Source organism: Deltaproteobacteria bacterium, assembly GCA_020848905.1.
Classification (GTDB): domain Bacteria; phylum Myxococcota_A; class Polyangia.
Genome location: JADLHG010000038.1, coordinates 14937 through 40643, shown reverse-complemented (window position 1 = coordinate 40643; position 25707 = coordinate 14937). Strand labels below are relative to the sequence as shown.

Here is a 25707-nt window from a genome sequence, read left to right as displayed (position 1 = left end):
CTGGCTGGCCTGCGAGGTCGGTCCTAGAAGAAGGTGTAGACGGTCGGGCTGATCTCGCCGCGCGCGCCGACCTCGGAGGGCGGCTCGAACTTCAGCGAGCGCAGGAGCGCCGACCACTGCCGGGGCAGAGCGGCGCGGTCGATGATGAAGTCCTCGACGACGATCGAGTCGATGTCGGAGTTGGCCATGCACATCAGCGCGTCGTCGGGCGAGCAGACGATGGGCTCGCTGCGCACGTTGAAGGAGGTGTTGACGATCACCGGACAGCCGGTTCGGCGATAGAAGGCCTCGATCAGCGCCGCGTAGCGTGGGCTGTGGCGCGTGGACACCGTCTGCGGCCGTGCCGATCCATCGACGTGCGTGATGGCGGGCATCGCGATGGACGACGAGACCTGGCAGGTCTCGAGCATGAAGGGGGAGGTGTGGTCGAGCGCGAAGTGCTTTCCGGCGTGCTCCTCGAGCACGCTCGGGGCGAAGGGTCTGAAGGCCTCGCGCTTCTTGACCAGGCGATTCAGGCGCTCCCGCATGTCCTCGAACCGGGGATCGGCGATGATGCTTCGCGCGCCGAGGGCCCGCGGGCCGAACTCCATCGCGCCCTGAAACCATCCGATCACGTGCCCTGCCGCCATGCGGTCCACGACCGCCTCGAGCAGCGCCGCCTCTCGGCCGCGAAAGTCGAGCGCCTCGATCCCCATATCCTCCAGCATGCCGGCGACCTGAGCGCTGGAATACGCCGGTCCGAGATAGACGTGTTGCAGGCGCTCCTCGCTGTGGCGCTTCCCGGTCCGTTTGACGTAGGAGAGCGCGGCGGCCCCCAGGCAGGCCCCGGAATCGCCCGCCGCGGGCTGGACGAACAGCCGGTCGAAGGGGCCGTCGCGCAGCACGCGGCCGTTCGCCACGCAGTTCAGCGCCACGCCGCCGGCCATGCACAGGTTTGGGCTGTCGACCTTCGACTTCAGGTAGCGCGCCTTGGCCAGCAAGATCTCCTCGAGCACGACCTGCAGGCTTTTCGCCACGTCCTTGTGAAAGGGGAGGATCGCCGACTCGGCGACGCGCGGCGGCTCGCCGAAGAGCTCGGCGAGCGCGTCCGAGTACATGCGCGACTCGCGCAGAAAGTCGAAATACTGCATCGAGAGCGCGTACTGCCCATCCGGGCCCTCGGTGAGCAGCTCGCGGATCTTGTCGACGTAGAGGGGTTTGCCGTAGGGGGCGAGCCCCATGACCTTGTATTCCGCGCTATTGACCCGGAAGCCGAGATAGCCCGTAATCGTGCTATAAAGCAAACCAAGCGAGTTCGGGAAGTCCACCTGCTCGAATAGCGCGATATCGCCTCCGCGCGCTGCGCCATAGGTCGTCGTGGCCCACTCCCCGACGCCGTCCACGGTCAGTACGGCCGCGTCGGGGAAGCCGGAGAAGAAATAGCTGCTCGCGGCGTGAGAGAGATGGTGGTCGAAGTAGTCGATGGGGCCGTCGAAGCCGAGGCGCTGCCGGATCTCTCGTTCGGGGCGCCGGACGTCGAGCCAGGGGAGACCAGAGTCGCCCCCCAAGGGTTTCCCCGTCCAGAGCTGGCGCGAGAGCTTCTTGCGCGGCGACTCGTAATAGCCTATCGCGTCGACGTCCTTCACGCCTATGCCGCCGGCCTCGAGACAATACCGGAAAGCCAGGAGGGGCAGGCTTGCGTCGTGCTTGACCCGGGTGAACCGCTCCTCCGCGACGGCCGCGACGAGCTTCCCGTCCTGCAGCAGGCAACACGAGGACTCGTGATAGAAGGCCGAGATGCCAATGACGTTCATGCCGAAGCTCCCGGGAGATTAGGCGGCACCGGTTTCGCCCGTACGTCAGCTCGGGCGCCGTCAGCGCAAGCAGGGCCCGCCGCGGTCCGGGCGCGCGTGCGTTCTCGTCTCACGACCGGCCCCCGACGAAGGGCGGGGGCCGACGAGAAGCGAGAGCACTGCGCCTGGTTCAGCGACCCCCTGGATCTCGAAGATGTTCACTTGAATGGCCGAGATGGTCGCGCAAGTCCGGTCTCCTGTCAAGCTGACCGACGGCGCGGTGGGGGACGGCGAGGGCTCGCCATTCGTGCTAGACTGGTGCGCTCGAGAGGAGTCGATCGTGCTGGAACTGCGCCCCGATATCCGGAGCCAACTGGACGAGAACGCGAAGCCGGTGGTGGTGGATTGGACCGGCCCCACGCGTGCGAGCCTGGACCCTTTTGTGGTGGAGATGCTGCGCTGTCTCGACCGCGCGGAAAGCCTCGACCATGCCTGGGCGAGGATGGAAGAGGCGGGGCTGGCCGCGGAGGTGGACCGCGAGAGCTTCGACGAGTTCTTCGAGTCGGCGGTTTCGCCGTACTTCCTTTCTGAAGAGCTCCTCGCGTGGCAGGCGCATCAGCGCGAACAGGGGCGCGCGGCGCGCATGGATGGCCTCGCGGCGGCGATCGAGTACGCGTCGACGAAGGTGCCCTACTACCGGCAGCTGCGTGGGGCGACGGACTGGCGGATTCGCGAGGCCGGCGACCTCCAGCGGCTGCCGCTTCTCACCCGCGCCGAGCTGCGCACGCACTTTCCGACCGCTCTCCTGGCGGAGGGGCCGAACTACGCGGCGCTCATCGCTTCGGACGTGGCCTCCGTGGGGTACACGACCTCGCCGATGAACCGCGCGCCGTACTTCCTCTCCGAGGCCGACGCCGAGGTCGAGCTGCCCATCACGGTCTTCAAGAACGGCGAGCGGGGAGCGATCTTCAAGCCGCCGTGTCCCACCTCGACGGCGAAGTGCATGGTCACCAGCCCGAGCCTCGAGGAGCGGACGCAGGGCGTCCGGCTCTTTCTCCGGATGTTCTCCGATCCGATGTACGTGCCCGATGCGGAGGTCCGCACGGCCCACGAAGAGGTTCTCGCCCACGGCCCGCAGTGCTTCTGGGGAAATCCCTGGTACATGATGACGGTGATGGCGCGCTTCGAGGCGCTCGGGCTCCCGCTGCCGGACTCGGTCGAGGGGATACTCTTCGAGGGAGAATACGTCCCCGCGCCGATCCGGGGCTACGTGCGGCGCCAATTCGGGCTCCGTCCTTTCGACATCTACGAGACCTGTGGCGTTCCCCTCGTGGCCATGTCCTGCCCGCTCGGGAGGTATCACGTGGCGAATCACTGCCACCTCGAGTTTCTCCGAGACGGCCGTGAGGTCGCGGAGGGAGAGGTCGGCGAGGTGGTGCTGACGACCCTCAGTCAGCGCGCGATGCCGCTCCTGCGCTATCGGACGGGAGACCTGGCGCGCAAGGGCGGCGCGTGTCCCTGCGGGCACCCGGCGCCCACCTTCGAGGCGCTGCACCGCCTCACGGACTGCCTGGCGCTCGGCGAGCGGGTGGTTCCGATGGAGGAGATCGACCGGGAGCTCGGAGGTATCGAGGACCTCCTCTACTACCGGCTCTTCCAGCATCCGGACGAAGCTGTCTCGGCGGAGTGCGGCGTGGTGCCGAGCCGGCTGGGGCAGGAGCAGAACGTCGTCACCGCGGTTCGGGACGTGGTTCGAGCGCGCGGCTTCGCGGTGGACCGCGTCTCGATCCGCCGCATCAGCCCCCGTCCCTCCAAGAAATTCGGTCCACTGGTGTCCAAGGTGGCTCGCCTGCCGCAGCGGGTAGCCCAGGCCTACGAGCTCGAGAAGCATGCCGCCCACATCGCCCTTTGAGACCCTTCGCTCCGACTTCCCGTTTTTCGAGGAGAACGACGCCGGCCCAGACGTCGTCTACCTGGATAACGCCGCGACGACGCTGAAGCCGACCGTGGTGCTCGACGCCATGAACGACTTCTATCGACGCGTGTCGGCCAACGTGCACCGCGCGACCTACGCGCACTCCGAGGTGGCGAGCGAGGCCTACGAGGACGCCCGCGAGACGATGGGGCGCTTTCTCGGCCTCGCCTCCTCGGAGATCGTCTTCACGGCCGGGTGCACGGCGGCCATCAACCTGGTGGCCGCAGGGCTCACGATCCCCCCCGAGAAGGCCGTCGCGATCTCCCACGTCGAGCACCACGCGAACGTGCTTCCCTGGATGTCGCGGCGGCGCGTGGTCTGGTTCGATCCGGCGCGGTGTGACGCGAACGCCCTCGGGGAGTTGATCCGTCGGGAGAACGTTGGGCTGCTCGCCGTCTCGGCCTGCTCCAACGTGAGCGGGGTGGTCTTGCCGGTGGCGGAGTACGCGGCAGCGGCCCATTCCCTGGGGATCCCCGTCCTCGTGGACGTTGCGCAGTACGTGCCGCACTACGGGGGCGACCTGCTGTCCCTCGGCGGAGACTTCTTCAGCCTCTCGGGGCACAAGATGCTCGGGCCCTTCGGGGTGGGGGTGCTCGCCGGGCGCCACGAATGGCTCGAGCGCCTCGCTCCGCCGTGGCTGGGAGGCGGCATCGTGACGGAGGTGGGCCTCACGAGCTACGCGCTCCGCAGCGTGCCCCTGCGATTCGAGGCGGGGACTCCGCCCATCGCGGAGGTCATCGGTCTCGCACGGGCCGCGGAGTACCTGCTGCGCCTCGGCTGGCCGAACGTGGTGGCGCACGAGGAGCAGCTGCGCGAGCGGCTCGTGGCGCGGATGGCCCGGATCCCCGGCGTCTCCATCTTGCAGGCCGATTGGACGGGTCCTCGCTCCGCCGTGACGACCCTCGTCTTCGAGCGCACGGGCACCCGCTGGGAAGAGATCGTGGCGCGCATTCTCTACGACCGTTTCAAGATCTGCGTGCGCGCGGGGCATTTCTGCGCCCACCCCTACTTCGTGACCAACGGATATCCGGGCGGTATCCGCATAGCCCCCTATTTCTACAACACGCTCGCCGAGATCGATCGCCTGGCTGACGCCCTCGAGGAGGTCGCGCGAACGCTCACCGGGAAGTAGCCGCGAGAGGCGGAGCTCTACACCGAAACACGTTGTTGCGTGATCAAACACGGAGCGGCATGAAAGACCTGCTTCCAGGTAGGTATTCACCGGGGCCTCGGCGCATCGCGCTGGCGAACGGCATGATCCTCGTCCACACCCGAGACGACGCGCAACGGCTGGGCTCGTTCCAGCTCTGGGTCCGCGCGGGGAGCGCGTGCGATCCGGACGGCGCGCCCGGCGTCGCGCATGCGCTCGAGCACGTGGTCTTCCAGTCGAAAGCTGGCAAAGGCGAGGACGCGGCCAACGGAGTGGAGCGCTGGGGGGGCTGGTCGAACGGGGACACGGACTACGACTGGACCCGCTACGAGGTGGGCGTGGAAGGCGCGCGTCTGGCCAAGGCCGTGGCCGTGCTTTGCGGCCAGGTCGCGGCGCCAGGCTTCTCGCCAAAGGCGGTCGAGGCGGAGAAGCGGGTCATCACCGAAGAGATCCGCATGTTCACGTCGACGCTTCCGTACCTGCAGTCGACCAACAAGACCTACGCCACGGTCTTCAAGCGGGTCGGCTACCGCCACCCGGGCCTCGGCACGCCCTCCACGGTGAGCAAATTCACGCCGGCCCTCCTGCGGGCCTTTCACCGGCGCTGGTACGTCCCTGAGCAGATGATCGCCGTGAGCAGCGGCGGATTCTCGGCGCGGGAGATCGCTCGCCTGCTCGAGGAGGCCTTTCCAGCGGCCAGGCGCGGCGTGGCCGCTGAACGGACGGCTATGGAGCCGCCGCAGCGAGGGACTCGTCTCGCGCTCTTGCGCTCGTGGGCGACGGAGCCGCGGTTGACCTTTGCGTTTCGTGCGCCGCCGCTCGCCCATCCGGATACCCCGGGGCTGCAGCTTCTCAATTGGCTCCTGACGAAGGGGCCGAGCCCGCTCCTCGCGCGAACGGTAAGCGACGCGTGCGGGGGAATGCCCGGTTTCGAGGCTGAGCACGAGCTCTTTCGCACAGCGGGGGTCCTCAGGATCCTCGTCGAGGGGTATCCGTCGCGGGAAGACGTGGCCAAGGTGCTGGCGGCCACCATGCGGGGCTTCCGCCAGGTCATCGAGGAGACTCTCTCGGCGCGGCGCCTGGACGAGGTCCGACAGCCCCTGCTCGTGGAGGCGGTTCTCGACCGGGACAACCCCGCTCGCCGGACCTACTGGCAGGGCTTCTTCGAGTGCATCAGCGGCGACTGCCGGCACGAGCAACTCTTCTACGAAGGTCTCTTGCGGGTGAAGCCCGCGGAGCTGCGCGCGCTGGCCGCGCGGTACCTGCATCCCGACCGCCTCTCGGTGGTCCTGCAGCTCCCGGGCGATTGGGCCGCGTCGGCCGCCGGCCGCCGGGGCTGGCTCGAGACGCTCAGCAAGGGCGTGGAGCTTCCTCGGGCAGACGGAGTCGGTGACGCGGCGGTGCTTGCCCCCTGGCTGGGACGGCTGCCGGCGCCCGAGCGCACGCCGTCGAGGGTCGCCGCGACCGCGCGAGCCAGCAAGAAGGCGCCCTTCGCCTGGCAGGCCGCGCGTATTCCCGGCGGGCCACAGGTCGTGGCCGTGCAGCGAGCGGGCAAGTCCAGCGTGGGCGTAGCGGCGATCTTCCCCGGGGGCTCGCGGTACGAAGACTCACGGCTGACGGGCATCAGCGGCGTCATGGCCGAGAGCTTGACGGGCGGGACGCGGCGCATGCCCAAGGCGCAGCTCAAGCGGGCGATCCACGACATTGGCGGCTATATGAGCGGAGGGGCCGGTGCGAACACGCTGAGCCTGCAGGGGCTGTTCGTGCGCTCGGACTGGGAGAACGGTCTGAAGGTCATGCTGGACTGCGTTCTCGCCCCGGCGTTTCCGCCCGAGGAGGTCGAACAGGCCCGCCAGGTAGCTCTCATGTCCGTACAGTCGCGTGACGACACCGTGCTGGCCCTCGCAGCGACGCTCTTCGCGCGACGCTTCTACCGGGTGCACCCGTACGGGCGCGATCCCGACGGCTCCGAGGAGAGCCTCGAGGGACTCTCGGCTAGGACGCTGCGCCGCCTCTATCCCATCCTCTATCCTCCGGGCCGGCTGAACCTCGTCGTCGTCGGCGACGTCGAGCCCCGAGAGGTGATCGAAAGGGTGCGCGGGCTCGTCGACGCCCCCGGCGCGACGCCCCCCGCACCGGCCGTCCCGCAGGAGCCCGCGCGCGAGGGGTTCGAATGGACCTTCGAGGCCGTCGAGACCGAGGCGGTGCGGCTCTTCTGGGGTTTCTCCTCGCCTCCGAGTACGGACCCGGCCTGGCCGGCGCTCCTCGTGCTGGAGAAGGTGCTGGGGGGACCGGCGGGGAGGCTCTTTCACGAGATCCGCGAGCGCCGAGGACTCGACTACTCGCCGAACATCTTTCTGCCGCAGGGAGCGGACCCTTCGCACCTCTCGATGTCCATCTCGTCCGAGCCGCAACGAGCGCCCGAGGCCTTGGCCGCGCTGGTCGAGGTACTGACGTCGGTTTGCGCCGAGCTGCCGAGCGCCGACGAGCTCGCGGTGGCCAGGGCGGCGGCCCTGGCCGCCGACACGGTGCAGGGGCGGGACTCGAACGAGGGACTGGCCCGGCTCATCGCCGGGAGCCTGAGCTTCGGCATGTCCGTGGACGAGGTGATGCGCTTGCCGGAGAAGGTGGGGCGGGTCACGGCGGCGGAGGTCCGGGCGCAGGCTCGGCGCGTCTTCGATCCCCGGCGCTCGCTGCTCCTCGTGGCCGGCCCTGCCGCGATCAGGTCGGCGCTTCCCGACCCCCATGGCCTGGCCCAGGAGCTGCTAGCCGCGATTCGAACGTGACCGCCGTGACCGTCGGAATTCCAGAGGCGCGTGACGCGAGCTCGTCGCCGGCTGGCTGGCTCCGTCGCTTGACAACGACGCGCGGCCTGCGAGACGATGCCCCCCTGTACGAACCAGCTTGCATGCATCACCGGCGACGGGGCTCGAGGCCGATTCCCCTGCCTCTCCGCCGGTGGTTCGCGTTTCGTCTTCGACGACCTGACACCCCCCGAGACCTGACATGAACATCATCGGCATTTCGGCCTACTACCACGAATCGTCGTGCTGCCTGCTCCAGGACGGCAAGCTCATCGCGGCCGCGTCCGAGGAGCGCTTTACCCGGGTGAAGCACGATGCGAGCCTCCCGCTGCTCGCGTTCCAGTTCTGCCTCGATCGCGCCGGCCTCGGAGTCGAGGACGTCGATTGCGTGGCCTACTACGAGTCCCCCCGCAAGAAGGTCTCGCGACAGCTCTGGACCGGACAGCCCAGCGGCGGAGACGCCGGCCTGCCGTGGCTCGACGTGGACCGGCCCTTCCGGGAGATCCGGGAGCGCCTGGGATACGAAGGGCGGATCGAGTCCTTCGACCATCACCTCTCGCACGCCGCCGCCGCGTATCTGTTCTCCGGCTTCGCTGACGCCGCGGTGATGACCTTCGATGGCGTGGGAGAGTGGGCGACCACGAGCTACGGGCGGGCGAACGGGAGCTCCATCGAGCTCTTCGAGTACGTCGATTTCCCCAATTCACTCGGATTGCTCTATAGCACGATTACGGCATACCTCGGCTTCCGGGTGAATAGCGCCGAGTACAAGGTCATGGGCCTCGCCCCCTACGGGAAACCCCTCCACACGGACAAGATCCGCGAGCTGGTCGCCGAGGGACCCGGGGGGCAATACGCCCTGAACATGGCGTACTTCGACTTCCTGGCGGGCGAGCGGATGTACTCCGACGCGCTGGTGGAGCTCTTCGGCGAGCCGGCGCGCCAGCCGGAGTCGGAGCTCGCGCCCTTCCATAACGACGTAGCACGCAGCATGCAGGTCGTGCTCGAGGAGATCCTGCTCGCCAAGGCGCGCTACCTGCGCGAGCAAGTGGACTCGCCGAACCTGTGCATGGCGGGGGGCGTGGCCTTGAACTGCGTGGCCAACGGGAGAATCCTGCAGGACGGCCCCTTCGAGCGGCTCTTCGTGCAGCCGGCGGCGGGGGACGCGGGGTCCTGCCTGGGCGCGGCGGCGCTGGCCCACGTTCGCCTCACGGGGCGGCGGCCGAGCGACACGCCTCTCGAGCACGTCTACCTCGGGCCGTCCTACACTGCCGACGAGGTGGGCGAGCTCCTGGAGGACATGGGGCTCCCGGCACTGGACTTCAGGGGCAAGGAGAACGCGCTCCTCGAGGCCGTGGTGGACCGCCTCGTGGCGGGGAAGGTGATCGGATGGTTCCACGGGGCGATGGAATTCGGACCACGCGCCCTCGGTTCGCGGAGCATCATCGCCGACCCGCGCTTCGAAGACATGCGGGAACGGCTCAACCGGCTGGTGAAGAAGCGGGAGGCGTTCCGTCCCTTCGCACCGAGCGTGCTCGAGGAGGAGGCCGCGCGGCACTTCAAGCTCGACCACCCGTCGCCCTTCATGCTCGAGACCTGCCAGGTCGCCTCCGAGATCGCGATGCCGGCCATCACCCACGTCGACGGGTCTGCGCGGCCGCAGACCGTGTCCGCCGCGTCGAATCCGCGCTATGCGGCGCTGCTGAAGGCCTTCCATCGGCGGACGGGATGTCCGGTCATCGTCAACACGTCCTTCAATGTGCGGCGGGAGCCCATCGTTTGCACTCCCGACGACGCGCTGATGTGCATGGCCAACTCAGAGATCGACGCCGTGGTCCTCCAGGACCACATCGTGGACCGTGACGCGTTGCCGAGTCAGTGGACGACCCTGCTCCGGTCGATGAACTTCTTCCCCTACGAGCAACAGAACGTGCGTGGCGAGACGAGCCCGACCGTCTATACCTTCTTCTAGGCGCCGGGAGCGACGGCCTCGAGCTTCTAAACCGCAAAGCACCAACTACGCTGGGTGTAATCCATGGCGCACGATCCGCGCAGACAACGATGTGACACCATTGCCGAGCTCCTCGAGGGCGGCGAGGCTTTTCAGCTGGTCCGACTGCTCCAGGGAACGAAGACCCTGGCGAGCCCTCCCGAGCCGTCCGCGAGCCAGGGCGCGCCCTCGGAGCCCTCCGAGTCCGAGGCGTCCGAGGAGGCGGATGAGCCCACGCCGATCGGCATCTGGGAGCCGCAGACCGACGAGCAGGGGGGGCTGCGCTTCGAGCGCGCCTACCAGCCGCACATCAACATGGACGAGGATTGGTCGCACCGCCAGACGCTCCATCCGCGGACGAACCCCCTGCCGATCCGCGTCTGCTACTTCGGCGAGTCGGCGGCCGCCGCGGCCTTCTATCTGCCGGACTTCACGCTAGGCAAGCTGATCGAGGAGCAGCTGCGCATCCTTCGCGGGCCGGGGCTCTTCGAGGTCATAGACCTCTCGCGCGTGTCGCAGACGCTGAGCAGCTGCCTGGACATTGCGGTCCAGGCCCTGCAGCTCAAGCCGGACATCATGGTGTTCTTTGCCGGCAACAACTGGCCGCGAAAGACCTACGCCGACGCCGACCTGAGGGCCTCGCAGGACCACGCGGAGATCATCCGCGGCGAGGGGATCGCGGGACTTGCGCGTGCAATGTATCGGGAGACGGCCGATGCGACGGAGATGGGCATCTCCTATCTCAGTCAGGTCGCGGCCGCAGGCAACGCGAAAGGGATCTTCGTCATCCCCGAGACGAACCTGATCGACTTCCACATCCCGCAGCCCGTCTGGTGGATGGCCGGCGACGGCGTCCGGCGATGGCACGCGCTCTTCGAGCAGGGCTCGGCGGCGCTGGGCCGCGGGGAGCACGAGAAGGCGCTCTCGCTGGCCGAGCAGCTCTTCGAGCTCGACGAGGGACAATGCGCGTCGAGTCTGCGCCTCGGGGGTCTGGCCTACCGGGCCCTGGGGCGAACCGAGGAGGCCGCCGCAGCGCTGCGCGCCGAGGCCGCCGCGTGCGGATGGGATGCGACCTTCGATTTTGCGACCCGGGTCACTCCCGAGCAGCAGGAGCTCTTCCGCTCACATGCCGCGTTCGAGGATTGGGGCGTGGTCGATCTGCCGCGCATCTTCGCGGAGCATACCGGCACGCCTCTCTCCGACCGGCGGATGTTCCTCGACTACTGTCACATGTCGCACGAGGGTCTGAGGGTCACCGCGGCGGCGATCGCGGCAGAGATCTTGCGCGTGGCTGGCTCGACTCGCCCGGGTGAGGTCGAATGGCAGAAGGTCTTCGAGCGCGCGCCGGCGCCTCCCTCCGCCGAGGTGCAAGCCCGGGCTCTCTTTCACGCGGCGAGCCACAACGTCGACTGCATGAACGTGGTGGCCCGTCGGGGGGCGCTCGCGGAGGAGTTCATCGCCGAGGCAGTTTCGATCTCGCCGGGGATTCTCGACACGGTTCAGGACTACGCGACCGCGAGACTCAGCCGGTGCGAGCCGGTGCTTTCGACGGGGGCTCGACGCGTCCTCGACTCGGCCTACGTGTTGAGCACGAAGCCCTACCTGCTTCGGGAGATCGCCGCACCCACCATGAACGCGGCGATGCGCGTCCTGGAGCGGCATGGCCGGCCCGTGGAACCCATCCTCACTGCGCTCCTGCGCGCTCCGCGGGGACGTCGCCGTGGCGGCATCGATCTGGTCGATGGCTATTACCGGGATGACCTCGTGCGGCTGCACCCACGGGCCATGTTCGGCACGATGCTACGGGTCCCCGCGGTCTGGCCCACCTCGTCCTTCTTTCTGCCGGCTACCGGGGACCGCGGACTCACGCTGGAGGCCACGCTTCGGCTGCCCGCGAACCTCGCAGGCGAGGGCGCGCGACCGGTACGGTTCTTCGTCAACGGACGCGAGGTGGGCTCCAGCCGGACGTCGAGTCGATGGCAGAAGGTGCGACTGGAGGTAGCTCCGGGTGTGCTACGTCGCGGCACCAACGAGGTGATGCTTCGCTGGCCCGAGCCCCCTGCCGTCACCGAGGGGGCGATGGGGGAGCTCGTGAACCGGATGGAGCTCGGCTATCCGACCTGCCTGCATCCGGTGCTGGGAGAGGTTGCCTCGCTCGTGGCCCGAGGGGCGTAGCCGGCTCGAGGCGGGGGGCGCCTTATCTATTCTCTCGAGGGTGCAGCACGCCGTCCGGCGATCGCACGTAGGACAGGTAGCCCTCGCCGGCCAGCATGCGCACCAGCTCCGTCACCTCCTCCTCGGAGGCTTCGTAGCCGAGTGTGTCGCGGAGGCCCGCTGTCAGCTCGGACACGCTGAGCTCCTGTCCCCCGAAGGCTTGGAGGAGCGTGTAGGTCCCGGTCGGGATCTCCTTGGTGTCGGCGGAGGCGGAGAGCGTGGCGAGCAGGAGGTAATCTGTCTCGTCGGCCCGCTGCCCGTCCGGGCCGAAGCGCACGACGTCCGTGGCCAGGTGCGAGGTGGGTGAGAAACCGAAGCGATAGCCGTCGAAGCGAGGGAGCGCTGCCTCGTCGAGCAGGAGCGCGCCCTGGCCACCGTAGCGCTTCTTCTTCACGATTCGATCGATGAGCGCCGCGAAGGCGTGCTGCACCTCGAGGGTCTCCTCGGCCGTCATCCCCGCCTCATCGTGGTAGCGGTGGAGGACGATCGTATTGCGCGGCGGGCCGAGCGCCGTCGGGTCCGCATCGTCGGCCACCCGGAAGCCGAAGGCGGGTGGGTTACGCGCCATGGGGGTGTTGCGAACCACCTCGAAAGGAGAATAGGAGAAGCGACGCACGCGATCGGCGTGTTCCTCGACGAAGGCCACGACCTCGAGGTTCTCCTCCCGCGTGGAGGTAGGGAGGTTGAGGATGGTCAAGATCGAGGCCGGGGGGAAATTCGCCTGGCGCAGCAGGTCGAAGAAGCTCACGATCCCTGCGCGGTCGTAGCCTTTGTCGATCAGCTTCAGCACCCGGTCGTTCGCGTGCTCCATGCCCACCATGGGCATCTGGTAGCCCGCCTGGGCCAGGGCGCTCAGCGTCTCGACGTCCCAGCGGCGATCGATCTTGAAGAAGCTCGTCCACTTGATGTCTATCCCGCGCGCGAGAATGGCCTTCGCCAGGGTGAGGGCGGGCTTCGGCGGGAGCGAGTCGGTGACGATGTAGAAGCGCCGGAAGCCTAGCTCGTAATAGAAGTCGATGTCGGCCAGGATGTCCTTCTCTGCGCGAGGCGCGTAGAGGGCATTCGTGCCGTTTTGCGTGCGCGTGTCGCAGAAGGTGCAGCGCCCCCAGTAGCAGCCGATCGCCTGCAACACGGGTAGCCAGGCGACGTCGCGCACCGCGCGAGGAATCTCCGCCAGAAACGCGTCCGGGACACGATAGCGCCCGAGGTGCTGGCGGGGTGGCGGCGGATTGTAGTGGGGGCGTTCGGGGCCCTCCTTCGGGGCACCCCGGTACCAGACGTTCGGGAGCTCGGGGGGCGGCTTGCCGTCGTGGAGCGCACGAACCATGGCCACCAAGGCGTCTTCCCCGATGTAATAGACGACCGAATGGAACCCCACGTCCTCGGAAAGGAGGTGCAGCGCCTCGTCGCGGCGGAGGTAGCTCACGATCTGCCCACCGATCGTGACGTGGATCGTGGGGTCGATGGCGGCGATCTCGTGGGCCAGCACGAGGCACGAGAGGGCCTGCTGCTGGAAGGAGAACGAGAGCCCCACGAGTCGCGGCCGGCGCGTCGCGATCATCTCCCGGATCATCGGCCGCAGGAATTCGCGGTAACGCACGACGTCGGGACGGCGGAGGAGGTCCCGGATCTCGTCGACGCTGCGCATGATGGCGGTGACCTCGGTGTACTGGTCAGCCGAGGCGAAGAGGAATTCCTGCGCGAACTGGTTGAGAAGCCCGACGGCGGGCACGTTTTCCTGGTACAGGAGCTCGTCACGGGGATGCCGCCCGACGCACTCCTCGTAGTTGTCGAGTATTAGGCGTAGCCAGGCAAGGTTCGAGACCAGCGAGTTGTAGTCGCGAACGCCGTCCGGGCTGAGCGAGCTCTGCGCCTCGAGCGCCGAGCGGCGCGCCTCGAGCGAGGCATACTCCGCTTGCAGGAAGTCCCGATCGAGCATGCGGGCGAAGGCCGCCCGATTCACGTCCCACACCTCGGCCGAGAGACCCTGCCCGATGAGATCCGAGGCGAGCCAGTGCGCCGCAGAGTACGGTTGTCGCATGACGTTGGCCAGGAAGGGAGGCCAGATGATGAGGGCGTCCGTACGTTCCGTGGTGTGAGAGTTCGTGATCGCGCCGACTCCGTCGCCCGTGGCATAGGTGTTTTGCATGGCCAGAAGGATACGGTACTCCCTATGGGAGTGCAAACGCGCGGCGCACGGTGGCTGTAATTAGCAGCCTAGTCACGGCAGCGCCGGACGGGTGGAGTCGTCGGGAGGTGGGATGGTGTGTAAGCGACGCGAGGGGCCGGCTGCTATCAGAAATCCGCGATTACGTCAGCGCATAGACGATCAGTTACGAAAGTCCGAGCTACGCCCAGTTGTAACGAGATGCACTCGCACACTTTCCGGGCGCAATGCGCTTGTCGAGCTCACGAAGCTTCATCAGGTCCTTCAGGTTCTTCTTCTGCATGGTCGTTTCCTTTGAGGCGGACGCCCATATCGTTTCCGACTTAGGGCACCTGCGAGGCTCCCAGGCCGCTTTCGCGGCTAGGAGTCGTTAACCTTCTTAGCAGCCGGCCCCTCTTGCCGCCTGCCCTCTACAGCGAATTATTAGGACACGAAAGAATAGCACGGATCGTCCATCAGCCAAGGACGAGGATGTGCGTGCGGCACGAAGAGCTGCCACTGCTCAGCGCGCCGCGTCATTCTGCCGGGCCTCGACCTCAGCCGGACATCCATGCAAGTAGGATTACGGTATTGTCAGTGATAGTCAAATGGGATCTTGTACGGCGCATCGGGACAACGCGGCCATTGCGTGTTTAATGCGGCGTAATTACGAAGAAACATGACAGCGTAAAATGATCTCACCCCGTATGGGGCGTTCACGCCGCGAAGACCTCCTCGACGTGCGTGATCCGCACCTGATCCTCCGTGAGGTGAAGGATCCGGGCGCCGATGATCCGATCCTCGGCGGCGACCTCTGCGGAGCGGGGAGCATCGTAGGAGGCGCCGGAAACCCCCGGCGCGAGGAGCTCCTGCTTCAATCCCTCCGCGTTGCCGGCGGTCATGACCACGTCGAGCTGGGTGGCAGACAGATGCCGCCGAATGGCCTCGTTGACGGCGTCCGGGGTGAGCCGCTCCAGGCGAGAGAGCAGGTCTCGCACATGGTCCTCGAGGCCGAACCAGCGATCGTCGATGGCCGAGCCGAGCTGGTCGTCCTGGCCGAGGCGTAGCTGGTGCACGCTCCGCGACAGGTAGGTGCGAAAGGTGTCGAGCTCCTCCGCGGATACCCCGCCATCTATGAGGCGCTCCAGCTCGTGGAGGGCGGCCTTTAGCGCAAAGACGGCCGAGTCTCGACGGACGGGACGGATGAGGATCTGGAAGAGCTGCGTTCGGCGAACGGTGTTGGCGGACGCGCTCGAATAGGCCGATTGCAGGTCCGAGCCCGCGATCGACTCGGTATACGCATAGGCGCCGTAGGTCAGGCCGCGCGCGGTGCGCAGGAGGCGAAAGAGGCGCCCGAAAGAGGTTCGATGGTCCCCGAGCACCGCACGCGCCACCGCCAGGGCGGCGAAGTCGGGGTGCGCTCGGAGAACGGGCATGGGCAGGCCGAGGGCGATGGCGACGACCTCGCTCTCCTTCTCCAGGATCTCGACGCGCAGGCCGCGGGGCCGCTCCACCTCGACCATGGGGGGGGACGGGCGCTCTCCGTCGGGAAGTTCCTCGAGTTCCCGGAGCAGGCGCTCCTCGAACGCCGGGGCGTAGTTTCCGGCGAGGCCCACCGTGAGATTCCGGCGCGTGTAGAAGGAGGAGGCGAAGCCTTGCACGTCCTCCAGGGTCAGTGAGTCCAGGCCCGCGAGCGTCCCGAGAGAGGGGTGGCCGTAGGGGGTCCCGGCGAAGACGTTGCACTGGAGTCGCTCGAGGGCGAGCCCCTCGTCCTGCCCGTCTCGCAGGTCGTAGAGCAGGGCCGCCTTCTGCGCCTCCCGCAGCAGCTCGAAATCCTCCTCCCGCATGCCGGGCTCGAGGAGCTGCCGTAGAGCGACATCGGCGAGCTCGTCGGCGTGGTCGCGATGGACCACACCGGTGAGGGTGGAGAGCTCGCGGTCGACGTTGGGGACGAAGTACCCGGCGATGCCGTGGAGCGTCCGGCCGATTTCGTCCGAGCTCAGCTCCCGGCTCCCGGCGGAGGCGAGCATACCGGCGGTCAGCGTGGCCAGGCCGGCTTTCCCCGGTGGGTCGTAGGCCGAGCCGGCGTCGAAGGCCAACTTGAAACGGACCAGCGGCAGCTCTGACTTCAGGTGGACGGTCTTCGCGGCCAGGGAGAGGACGACCTTGTGGCCCACCCGGCTGTTCACGCCTCGGCGTGCGGCCTCCAGCGCGGCCGGCTGCTCCTCGTGAGACATGACGGTGCAGACGAGGTTCTCATCGGTGAAATACCGCCCGGCGACGTCGTGGAGGTCCTCGGGCGTGAGGAGCTCCCGGCGACGATAGTGCTCGTTCAGGCCGGAGAAGGAGCGCCCGACGTGCAGGAAATCGCCGATCGCCGTGCAGATGGAGACCGCGTTGTCCATGACGTGCACGAAGCGGGCTTGGTTCCGAGACTTCCATCGGGCGAGGCGCGACTCGGAGATCTGCCCTCGCCGGAGCGCCGCGACGGTTTCGAGGACCGCATCGATGGCCTCGCCCGTGCTCTCCGGCGTGGACTCCGCCGACATCCGGCCCATGATCAGCTGCACGTCCGGATCCAGCGATATGCGGCTCACGGGCGAAAGGACGTCCACGAGCTGCTGCTGTCTCATCAGGCGCCGCTCGAGGTCGGACCCCTCTCCGAAGGCCAGGTCGAGCAGCGCGTCGAGCGCCTCGGCATCCCGCGTCGACGCGTCGAAGGCCGGTCCCCGGAACCCCACACCGAAGAGGGTCGGGATCTCGGTGGGCCACGAGGCCTGCGCGACGGCCGGAGCGGTGTGGCGTGGCTCGAAGGGCGTGGGGCGCGGTTCGGTACCCGGCTCCCAGCTCCCCCAATGGCGCTCTGCGCCAGCGATGACCAGGTCGGGGTTCACGTCGCCGACCACGAGAAGCGTCGTCCGTTCCGGCCGGTAGTGGCGCCGGTGATACTCTGCCGCGTACGCGTAGAGAGCCGGAAAGCCCTCAACGTCCGCTTGCCGTCCCAGCACTTGGTATCGGTAGGGGTGGTGCTCGAAGGCGTTCTCGACGTTCGCGCGGGAGAACGCGGAGATGGGGTCCGCGGCATCGCGCTTGAGCTCGGCGAGCACGGTCGCGGCCTCCGCGACGAAGGCATCTTCGGTGCACCAGGGGTGCATGACCCGATCGCCTTCGACCTCGAGCAGCGCCTCGAGGTCGGCCTTCGTGCAGATGAGCCCGTAGCGAGTGCAGTCGGGGGTGGTGAGCGCGATCCTTCGCGCCCCGGCCTTCATGAGGATCTGACTGTCGATCTCTCCCGAGTAGCGGCGGCTGCCCTTCCACACCAGGTGTTCCGTGAAATGGGCGAAACCCGACCTCCCCGGCTCGAGGTCGTCCCGCGGGCCGACCTGGACCGCGGTTTCGATGACCACCAGGCCCGGCTGGCCGATGGGCACCACGATGATGTGGAGACCGTTCGGCAGGGTGGCCTCGACCGCGTCCAGAGGGCAGATATCGGCCCGGGACGCACTGATCCGACGTCGACTCATCGTGGCACTCGCTCCTTGTTATGCGCCTATCCGTTCGGTCTTGCGACTAGCGGGCACCCTCCAGCCGGAGGCCGAAGCCATCGAGGAGGGTGCTGATCGCCCGCTGGTACTGGATCGCGGCTACGTTCAGCGCGGCGAGGGATTCGGCTTCTCGCCGCCGGGCCTGGGCATATTCGTCCTGGGCGCGAAGCACGTCGAAGTTGGTGGAGATACCGCCTCGGAACTTCTTCTGCTCAGCCGCGAGGTTTTCCTGCGCGGTGGAGACGGAGGTGCGGGCGACCTCGAGCCGTGCGGCGTCGGAGCGGTAGCTCTTCACGGCGCGGCGCACCTCGGCGGTGATCGCCACCTTCGCCACGCGAAGCTCCTGCTCCAGACGAGCGATCTCCCGCTGCGTGACGAGCAGGTCAGACTTCGCCGCCGAGTTCCCGAGCGGAAGGGCGAAGAGAAGGCCGACCTTGAAGTCGACGTTGCCGCGAAACATGCCGGCCAGGGCGTGCGCGATGTTCCCCTGGTAGGCGTCGGGGACGTTCCAGGTGAGCCCCGTCGCGGCCTCGGGAAAGCGGCTGTTCTTCGCGCCGGCGAGGCCGAAGACGCGCACCTGCGTCTGCAGCTCGAGGCTGGGCAATAGGGCGTTCTTGCGCTGGTCGAGCAGCGCTTTCCGGCTGCGGATGCTCGCCTGCGCCTCCGCGATCTCTGGTCGTTTCTCGAGGGCGCGGGCGAGGGACTGCTCGAGGTCGACGTTGAGGCGCGGGGCCTCCAGCGCCTCGGCGGGGCGATAGTCGGCCTCGAGGTCCCAGCCGCTCTTCGGCCCCGGGATGACGAGCCGCAACAGGTCCGTCTCGGCGTCGAGCACCCGCCGGTCGTGAAGCGCCAGGTCCTCCTCGCGGCGCACGATCGCGGCGCGAGCCTGGATGAGCTCGGGCTGCGACACTCGCCCCCCCTTGAAGAGGACCATCGTCAGGCTGTGCTGGTCTTTGGCGCGCTGCACCAGCTCTTCGGCGATCTCCTTGAGCCGAAGCGCGAGCGCCAGGTTCCAGTAGGCCTGGGCAATCCGCTCCACGTGGCCTTGAACGATGGTGGCCAGGCGGTGCAGCGCCGCGTCCCGTCGGTGCCGCGCCCCGACCTGCAGGGCCAGGTTGGCTCGCCTACCCAGCCCCTTCAGCAGGGGCTGCGAGAAGGAGGCCTGCAGGTAGGACTCCCACTTCGGGTTGAACGCGGCGTAGTCGAAGTCGACCCCCGTGCGCTTCATCCCGAGGCCGACGGAGTAGGTGCTGCCCAACCGCAGCTTTCCGCTCAGTGCGGAGTCGAGGGACCAGGTGTTGAAGAAGCTCGCCTGGACCAGCCCGAGCGACTCCTGGGGCCCGCGGACCCCGGCGAAGCTGGTCGACACCGACACCACCGGGTCGAAGGGCGCGTCGTAGCCGAGGATGCTCCCCTCCGCCATGAGCACCTCCTCCTTGGCCGCGGCGAGCGAGGGGTGGTTCTTCACGCCCTCCTGCACGCAATGCCGCAGCGAGAGCCGGACGGGTGTGGACGGAGCGGCGGGCGGGTTAGCACGGCTTGCCGCGGGGAGCAGGAGGGCGGCGAGCGTGGCGAGGAGGGCTGGCTTCATCAAATGGTGACACTCCGTCCGAGTTCGATCGCACGAACGTGTTTCTGCGCGCGCAATGCGGCGAAGGCAGCCTGAACCTTGCTCAGGAGCTCCTCGCGGGCGATGGGCTTGTGGAGGAAATGGTGGGCTTTGGCCGTGTTGATGGCGTCGGTGAGCGCCGACGCGTCGGTATAGGCGCTGAGGATGATGCGAATTACGTTGGGGTTGAGCTCGAGGGTCTTGCGCAGCAGGTCGGTGCCCGTCATGCCCGGCATGCGTTGATCCGTGATGATGACCTCGATCGTCTCCTTCTTGAAGATCTCGAGCGCTTCCTCGCCGCTCGTGGCGGTGAAGACTCGGTAGTCCTTGCGGAGGATCCGTTCGATGGCCTCCACGTTCTCCACATCGTCGTCCACGGCGAGGACGTGGAAGTGGAGCTTCCGCTGCCGCAGGTCGTTGACGCGGCTGATGTGGTGTCGCATCGCGTCCAGGATGTCGCTCTCGCGGAAGACGCGTCGGCCGTGGAGGCGACGGCCGATGCCCAGGCGTCGCGCGGTGCGCGTGACGTCGGTAAGGCGGATCTCGTGGTGCTGCGCGAACTCCTCGGGGGTGATGAATTGATCGACCTCGTCCGCAGCGGCCTCGACGAGCTCGTAGGTGCGCGACAGGTCCTCTTTGCGGGGGGAGACCTTGAGCTCTATCCCGAGGTAGCGCAACAGCCGGTCGTAGCTCTGTCGGGCTTCGGGCGTGGTGTCAGCGGGCGCCACGACGAGCTCGTGCGTCTCGGGCTTTCCGCTCTCGCCCGGCGTGACGTGCTCCTCGACGATCTGCGCCGTGAGCGCTACGGGTCCGCGTCGGGTCTGAACGTCGATGGTGATGGTCTTGCCGCTCGTGAGCGTGGGGATATTTCCCGAGCTCTTGAGGCGCAGCTTGCCGGCCCCCGCAGCGGCGAGCCGGAAGTAGTGCCGCGCCGTCGCGCCTTCGAGCTGGACGCGGGCGGATTGCCGCGCTGTTCGGCTGAGCGTGACCCATTGTTCGGAGAGCTCGCCGGGCTCCTCCGCCCGACGGGCGATCGCCTGCTGGGTCCAGCCCCAAACGACGGGTGCGAAGAGCGCCTGGCTGGCGTCGTCGAGGCGGACGAGCGCGAACTGGAGCTTCGAGCCGGAGTCCGCCAGGTCGATGGTGCCATGGAGCTCGAGCGGCCCCGCGGCGCGCAAGCAGTGGAGCGTGGCCGGCTTGCCTTCGTCGGTCGCCGTGAGCTCGGGGCCGCGAACGAGAAGCGCGTGCGGCGCTGCGTCTTGCAGCACTGCCTCGAGCTTGCGCGAACCTTCGGTCAGCACGATGGGGCCGAGCAGATCGTGCTCGGGGCGCTTACGAGGGCCGAGCCCGAGGGCGCGCGCGACGCGCGAGGTGACGCGGGGCCCGAGGCCGCGGGGGCCTTCGACGTAGTAGCAGCCGGAGGCCTGAGCGAAGGCCAGGAGCTCGGGCGTCGAATGCGGAATGGCCAGCACGATCGGAATGCTCAGGGGATGCTCCGCCGCGAGAAGGCGGCCGCCCCAGGAGGTCGACTCGAGCACGGCCACGACGAGGTCGGGATGGGACCGCTTCTGATCCTCCCGCAGCTCCTCGAGCGTCGCGTACGCCGCGGTCACGAGCTGCGGATACATGGCGAGCGACATTCGGATGCGGCGGACGACCTTCGCCGGCCCGACGAGGTGCAGCTGCCGACGTACGGAGCGGGTCCGCGCGTGATTCTCTGGGTTCATGTTGGCTTCCCCTTCTTGGGCAGAACGATGCGCACCGTGGTGCCGCGTTCCGGACGTGGTACGACCGAGATGGTGCCCCGATGGTCCTGGATGATGCGGTAGCAGATGGATAGGCCGAGGCCCGTGCCCTGGCCCACGGGCTTGGTGGTGAAGAACGGGTCGAAGATCTTCGGCAGGACCTCGGGAGGAATACCGGGCCCGTCATCGGAGATCTCGTAGGCGATGGTGTCGTCCTCGCTCCGGTTCGTGATCCAGATGTTGCCGGGCCCCTGGATGGCCTGGGCGGCGTTCGTCAGCACGTTCATGAAGACCTGATTCACGTGGCCGGAGTTGCACCGTACGGTACACGGTTCGAGGCTCTGATGCACAGTTACGCGGTCGCGCAGGATGGGCGAGAGCAGGACGAGCGAGACCCGGATTCCCTCCGTCAGGTCCGTGTCCTCCCAGGTATCGTGGCCCATGCGCGAGAAGCTCTTCAGGTCGGCCACGATCCGCGCGCCGCGCGCCGCGCCGCTACGGATCGCCTTGACCAGGGAGCCGAAGTCCTTGGCCACGTACTCGACGTCGAGCCGCCGGCGAGCCTCGTCCACGTGCCGGGCCGCGTCGGGGTAGCGCGCCACCTGCGTCTCGAGCGCGCGTACGAACTCGGTCATGGTGTCGAAGTATTCCTTGAGGAAGTCCACATTCGCGGAGATGAAGTTTATCGGGTTATTGAGCTCGTGGGCGATACCCGCCACCAGCTGACCGAGCCCCGCCATCTTCTCGCTGTGCACGAGCTGCGCCTGGGCCGCCTTCAGCTCTTCGTTCGCGGACTCGAGGGCCTTGGTCCGCTCGGCGACGAGCCATTCGAGGGCCTGCTTCGCGACGCGTTCCTTCCGCAGCAGGTTGCGGTATCGGGCGTGCACCCGCGCCTCGTCGGTGACGTTGCGGAAGAGCTCCACGACGCCGATCCCCCGCAGAGGGATCGCCGTGACGTTGAAGACCAGCGAGTCCTCGGCGTCCGTGGTGCGCACCTCGTTCACCTGCACCACGGTACCGAGCTGCTGGGCCTGCCGCGCCGGCCAGTGCTTGACCAGCAGGTCTCCCTCGAGCTCGTGCGCCGCGGTCTGCTGCTGCCGGTGGCGACCGGGAGCTGCGGGTGTGCCGAGGAAGAGCACACGATACGCCTCGTTCGCGTAGACGGGCTGCAGCTCCTCGTCGAACACGGCCGCTGCGTCCGGTGACGCATCGAGAAACACGCGAAGGTCGCTCGAGATCGTCGGCTTGGCGTCGTCCACGGCCTCGCTAGTCCCACTCGCCACGTTCCACGCCGCAACCGCTGCTCGTGGCGCCGCCGTGTAGCGCCGCCACCTGTGTCGTACTGGTGGTGTCCTTGACGTGGACGGCGGATAGGATACATTAAAAATCGATGGTAGAGGCTCAAGCTTCTGGCCAAAGGTGATGGGCGTGGGACTGGGTCTGCGGTGGGAGGCCCGGGTACACTGTCAGCGGCGGCAGAAGGGGCCGGCCGAGTCTCAATAGAAAATGGGCCTTTCTGGCGAAAGCCGGAGGCTCCCAGGCAGAGAGCCTAAGTCGGAGACGATATGGTTCCCTGCAGAGAAAGTGAAACCCATGCAGAAGAAGAACCTGAAGGACCTGATGAAGCTTCGCGAACTCGACAAGCGCATTGCGCCGGGCGAGCCGAGGAACTCTCGATACAACTGGGCCTAGCTCAGGCGTCTCGACGGTTTGTGGTTCGTTAGCGAGTTGACCTAGCCGACGGATTTGGCCGGCCCCTTCCGCCGCCGATGTGACGCACGAAGCGACGAAGCTCCGACCAGGGTTGCGCAGTGGCCCGGGCGTGGGCGCGCAGGCCGGAGGAGAGACCGCCGTTGTTCGAGTTGCGCCCCGATATTCGCGTGCAGGTGCAGAGCAACACGCGGCCTGTGATCGTCGATTGCGTCGAGGGGACGCGCGCGGTCGTAGACCCGCTCGTCCTCGAAGTGCTCCGGGCTCTCGACGGCGCGCCTTCTCTCGAGGACGCCTGGCAAGTGCTAGAGCGCCGCGGCCTGGCTGACGGCCTCGACCGCGACGGGTTCGGCGAGTTCGTCGAAGCGTCGCTTTCCCGCTATTTCGCCACGCCGACGCACGCGGCGGCGAGTCTACGTCAGGCGTGGGGCGAGGCGAGGCGGGTGCGCGAGGAGCGGTTGCTGGCGCTCGTTCGGTGGGCAGGCGCAAAGGTCCCATACTACCAGGCCCGATGGGGTCACCTGCTGCCGGAGCTTCGGGGGATCGAGGACGCGCGGCGCATTCCCTTGCTTTCGCGCGAGGAGGTGCGAGCGCAGTTTCCCACCGGGCTCCTCGCCGCGGGCTTCGACTACGGTGAGCTGATCTCCTCGGGGCGCGCCGCGGTCGAGTACTCGTCGGGGTCCACCTCGGTCACGGATCGCGTGCCGTCCCTGCACCTCGTCTCGGAGCTCGGACCGAGCGCCGTCTCGTCGGTGCCCTTCTTCAGCCGCACGGATCGCGCCGCGGATTTCACACCGCCCGTCTGCTCGGGCCACGAATGCTCGATCGAGCAGCAGAGCCGCGAAGAGAGGACCTTCGGCGGCTACCTCCTGCTGCCGTCGGCCCCCGACCCCATGTACATGTCGGAGGCGGCGCTGAGAGGCGTGCACGCCGAGCTCTGGGACTGGGCCCCGCAGGCCCTCCTCGGCAACCCCTGGTACCTCATGTCGCTCCTCAGGAGCTTCGACGCGCTCGGACTTCCGCTTCCCGACTCGATCGAGGTCGTGCAGACGCTGACGGAGTTCGCCACGGCGCCGGTACGCCGCTATCTCGCGCGCAAGACGGGCCTCGTGCCGTTCGACGGCTATTCCTCCACGGAGTGCGGGACGCTGGCGGTTACCTGCCCCCTCGGCAGGTACCACCTGGCGGAGCAGTCGTACGTGGAGATCCTGCGCCGCGGCAGGCCGGCTGGCGTGGGAGAGTTCGGCGAGATCGTCGTGACGACTCTCGACAACGAAGCAATGCCGCTCGTGAGGTACCGCCAGCGGGACCTCGCGGCCCCCACCGAGTCCTGCGAGTGCGGGATCCCTTCTCCGACGATAGAGCTGCTCGGTCGCCAGGGGGACTGCCTGGTCGCCGGGTCGCGCGTCGTACCCGTGCGCGTCGTCGACCGAGGACTGGAACGTGTCGCCGCGCTGCTCTTCTACCGGCTCCTGCAGCAGGCCGACGAGACGGTGGGCGCCGACATCGGGGTCGATCCGGAGAGCGGGGCGAGCGCGGAGACGGTGGTCGCCGACGTGCGCCGGGTCCTCGCGGAGTGCGACCTGAAGGTCGGGGCGGTGACGGTCGTGGAGCGACTCCGCACGCAACCGTCGATGAAATTCTCGCCGCTCGTCTCGCGCGTTCCGCAGCTCCGACAGCGGGTGGCCCAGGCCCTCGAGCTGGAAGACGATGCTTCCTCGCCAGCTCTCTGACGACGTTCGCGGCGATTTTCCGTTCTTCACCGAGCGGGAGGATGGGGCGCAGGTCCTCTACCTGGACAGCGCTGCGACGTCGCTGACGCCTCGCGTGGTGCTCGAGACCATGACGGACTTCTACGTCAGGCTCTCGGCAAACGTGCACCGCGCGAAGTACCTGCACTCGCAGCTGGCGAGCGAGGCCTACGAAGAGGCGCGCTCGACCGTGGCGCGCTTCCTGGGCATGGAGGCGGCCGAGGTGGTCTTCACGGCGGGGTGCACCGCGGCGATCAACCTCGTGGCCGCGGGGCTGGAGCTCGGGGCCGGCCAGGCCGTCGCGCTCTCGCTCTACGAGCACCACGCGAACATCCTGCCCTGGATGTCCCGCCATCGGGTCGTGTGGTTCGATCCGGCGCGCTGCGACGCGAACGCGCTGGCCGACCTCCTGCGCCGGGAGAAGGTGGGGCTCCTGGCGCTCACTGCTTGCTCGAACGCCAGCGGCGTGGTCCCTCCCGTCGCCGAGTACGCTGCAGCAGCGCGCCAGCAGGGCATTCCGGTGCTGATCGATGCGGCGCAGTACGTGCCGCACTACGGCGGTAACCTGCCTGCGCTCGGCGGGGACTTCTACGTTCTCTCGGGCCACAAGATGGTGGGGCCCTTCGGCGTTGGAGTGCTCGCGGCGCGGTTCGAGTGGCTCGAACGCCTCGCCCCGCCGTGGCTGGGCGGTGGGGTCGTCGAGCGCGTCTCCTCCGACGGCTACACCCTGCGCGGGATCCCCACACGCTTCGAGGCCGGTACGCCGCCTATCCCCGAGGTGCTCGGGCTGGCTCGCGCGGCGGAGTACCTGGAAGGCCTCGGCTGGGCGCGGCTCCAGGCGCACGAAGAGCAGCTCCGGGCGAGGCTCGCGGAAAGGCTCGCGCGGATTCCTCAGGTCGTCCGGCTCGAGGCCGAGTGGGAAGGGCGCAGGTCCGCGGTCACGAGCATCACCTTCGCGCAGCAGGGCACGCGCTGGGAGGACCTGGTCGCTCGCATGCTGTACGACCGGTTCAAGATCTGCGTGCGGGCGGGGCATCACTGCGCACACCCGTACCTCTCGGCGCGCGGTCACGGCGGGACGGTTCGGTTCGCACCGTACTTCTACAACTCGCTCGAGGAGATCGATCGGGTCGCGGACGCGCTCGAGGAGGTGGTCGGCCAGCTCATGCCGACCCGCTAGCCGTTGCGCCTCCCGGAGATGTGATATCCTCCGCTTACACACGTCGTCAGACGGGAGATATGGCCGCTCAGCGACCTCAGTTGCGCCCAGACCTGCTGGTGCAACCCCTTCGTGGA

Annotated in this window: 13 protein-coding genes; 7 read left to right on the top strand and 6 right to left on the bottom strand. The window is 67.9% G+C overall.

The features are described from left to right. Positions 1–23: 23 nt before the first annotated feature. On the bottom strand, positions 24–1793 hold the full coding sequence (locus tag IT371_15940) for a carbamoyltransferase (GenBank protein ID MCC6749153.1): 1770 nt from the start codon (positions 1791–1793) through the stop codon (positions 24–26). A 319-nt stretch (positions 1794–2112) separates the two neighbouring features. On the opposite strand from IT371_15940, the gene IT371_15935 reads away from it, so the two are divergent. From IT371_15935 to IT371_15915, 5 genes are all read left to right on the top strand, one after another. Continuing rightward, positions 2113–3684 carry a hypothetical protein gene (locus IT371_15935; GenBank protein ID MCC6749152.1) on the top strand — a complete coding sequence of 524 codons (1572 nt, stop codon included), beginning with the start codon at positions 2113–2115 and terminating at the stop codon, positions 3682–3684. Then, a complete protein-coding gene (locus IT371_15930) occupies positions 3662–4879 on the top strand; it encodes an aminotransferase class V-fold PLP-dependent enzyme (protein ID MCC6749151.1) in 1218 nt (405 codons plus the stop codon). The genes IT371_15935 and IT371_15930 overlap by 23 nt, the downstream gene beginning before the upstream one ends. A gap of 59 nt (positions 4880–4938) precedes the next feature. Next, the gene (locus tag IT371_15925; protein MCC6749150.1) at positions 4939–7683 is read left to right on the top strand and encodes an insulinase family protein; all 2745 of its coding nucleotides are present in this window, start codon (positions 4939–4941) and stop codon (positions 7681–7683) included. Positions 7684–7903: 220 nt separating this feature from the next. Then, positions 7904–9673 (top strand): carbamoyltransferase, encoded by a 1770-nt coding sequence (locus IT371_15920; protein MCC6749149.1) that lies wholly within the window; start codon positions 7904–7906, stop codon positions 9671–9673. 63 nt (positions 9674–9736) lie between these two features. Beyond that, positions 9737–11866, top strand: coding sequence for a hypothetical protein (locus IT371_15915; GenBank protein MCC6749148.1), 2130 nt, complete (start codon positions 9737–9739; stop codon positions 11864–11866). 22 nt (positions 11867–11888) lie between these two features. On the opposite strand, the gene IT371_15910 is transcribed toward IT371_15915, so the two are convergent. The 5 genes from IT371_15910 to IT371_15890 form a co-directional block, all read right to left on the bottom strand. After that, positions 11889–14054 (bottom strand): radical SAM protein, encoded by a 2166-nt coding sequence (locus tag IT371_15910; protein MCC6749147.1) that lies wholly within the window; start codon positions 14052–14054, stop codon positions 11889–11891. Positions 14055–14767: 713 nt separating this feature from the next. Further along, positions 14768–17575: an insulinase family protein gene (locus IT371_15905; protein MCC6749146.1), complete on the bottom strand. Its 2808-nt coding sequence runs from the start codon at positions 17573–17575 to the stop codon at positions 14768–14770. A 46-nt stretch (positions 17576–17621) separates the two neighbouring features. Further along, positions 17622–19187 (bottom strand): TolC family protein, encoded by a 1566-nt coding sequence (locus IT371_15900; GenBank protein ID MCC6749145.1) that lies wholly within the window; start codon positions 19185–19187, stop codon positions 17622–17624. Then, positions 19187–20932 carry a response regulator gene (locus IT371_15895; GenBank protein MCC6749144.1) on the bottom strand — a complete coding sequence of 582 codons (1746 nt, stop codon included), beginning with the start codon at positions 20930–20932 and terminating at the stop codon, positions 19187–19189. Before IT371_15895 ends, IT371_15900 begins: the two co-directional genes overlap by 1 nt. After that, on the bottom strand, positions 20929–22209 hold the full coding sequence (locus tag IT371_15890) for a PAS domain-containing protein (GenBank protein MCC6749143.1): 1281 nt from the start codon (positions 22207–22209) through the stop codon (positions 20929–20931). The genes IT371_15895 and IT371_15890 overlap by 4 nt, the downstream gene beginning before the upstream one ends. Before the next feature lie 594 nt (positions 22210–22803). Between IT371_15890 and IT371_15885 the strand changes: the two genes are divergently transcribed. Together IT371_15885 and IT371_15880 are read left to right on the top strand one after the other, a co-directional pair. Beyond that, positions 22804–24393, top strand: a complete 1590-nt coding sequence (locus IT371_15885) for a phenylacetate--CoA ligase family protein (GenBank protein ID MCC6749142.1) — start codon at positions 22804–22806, stop codon at positions 24391–24393. Next, entirely contained in the window at positions 24371–25591 is a 1221-nt protein-coding gene (locus IT371_15880; GenBank protein ID MCC6749141.1) for an aminotransferase class V-fold PLP-dependent enzyme, read from the top strand. Before IT371_15885 ends, IT371_15880 begins: the two co-directional genes overlap by 23 nt. Positions 25592–25707: the final 116 nt, after the last annotated feature.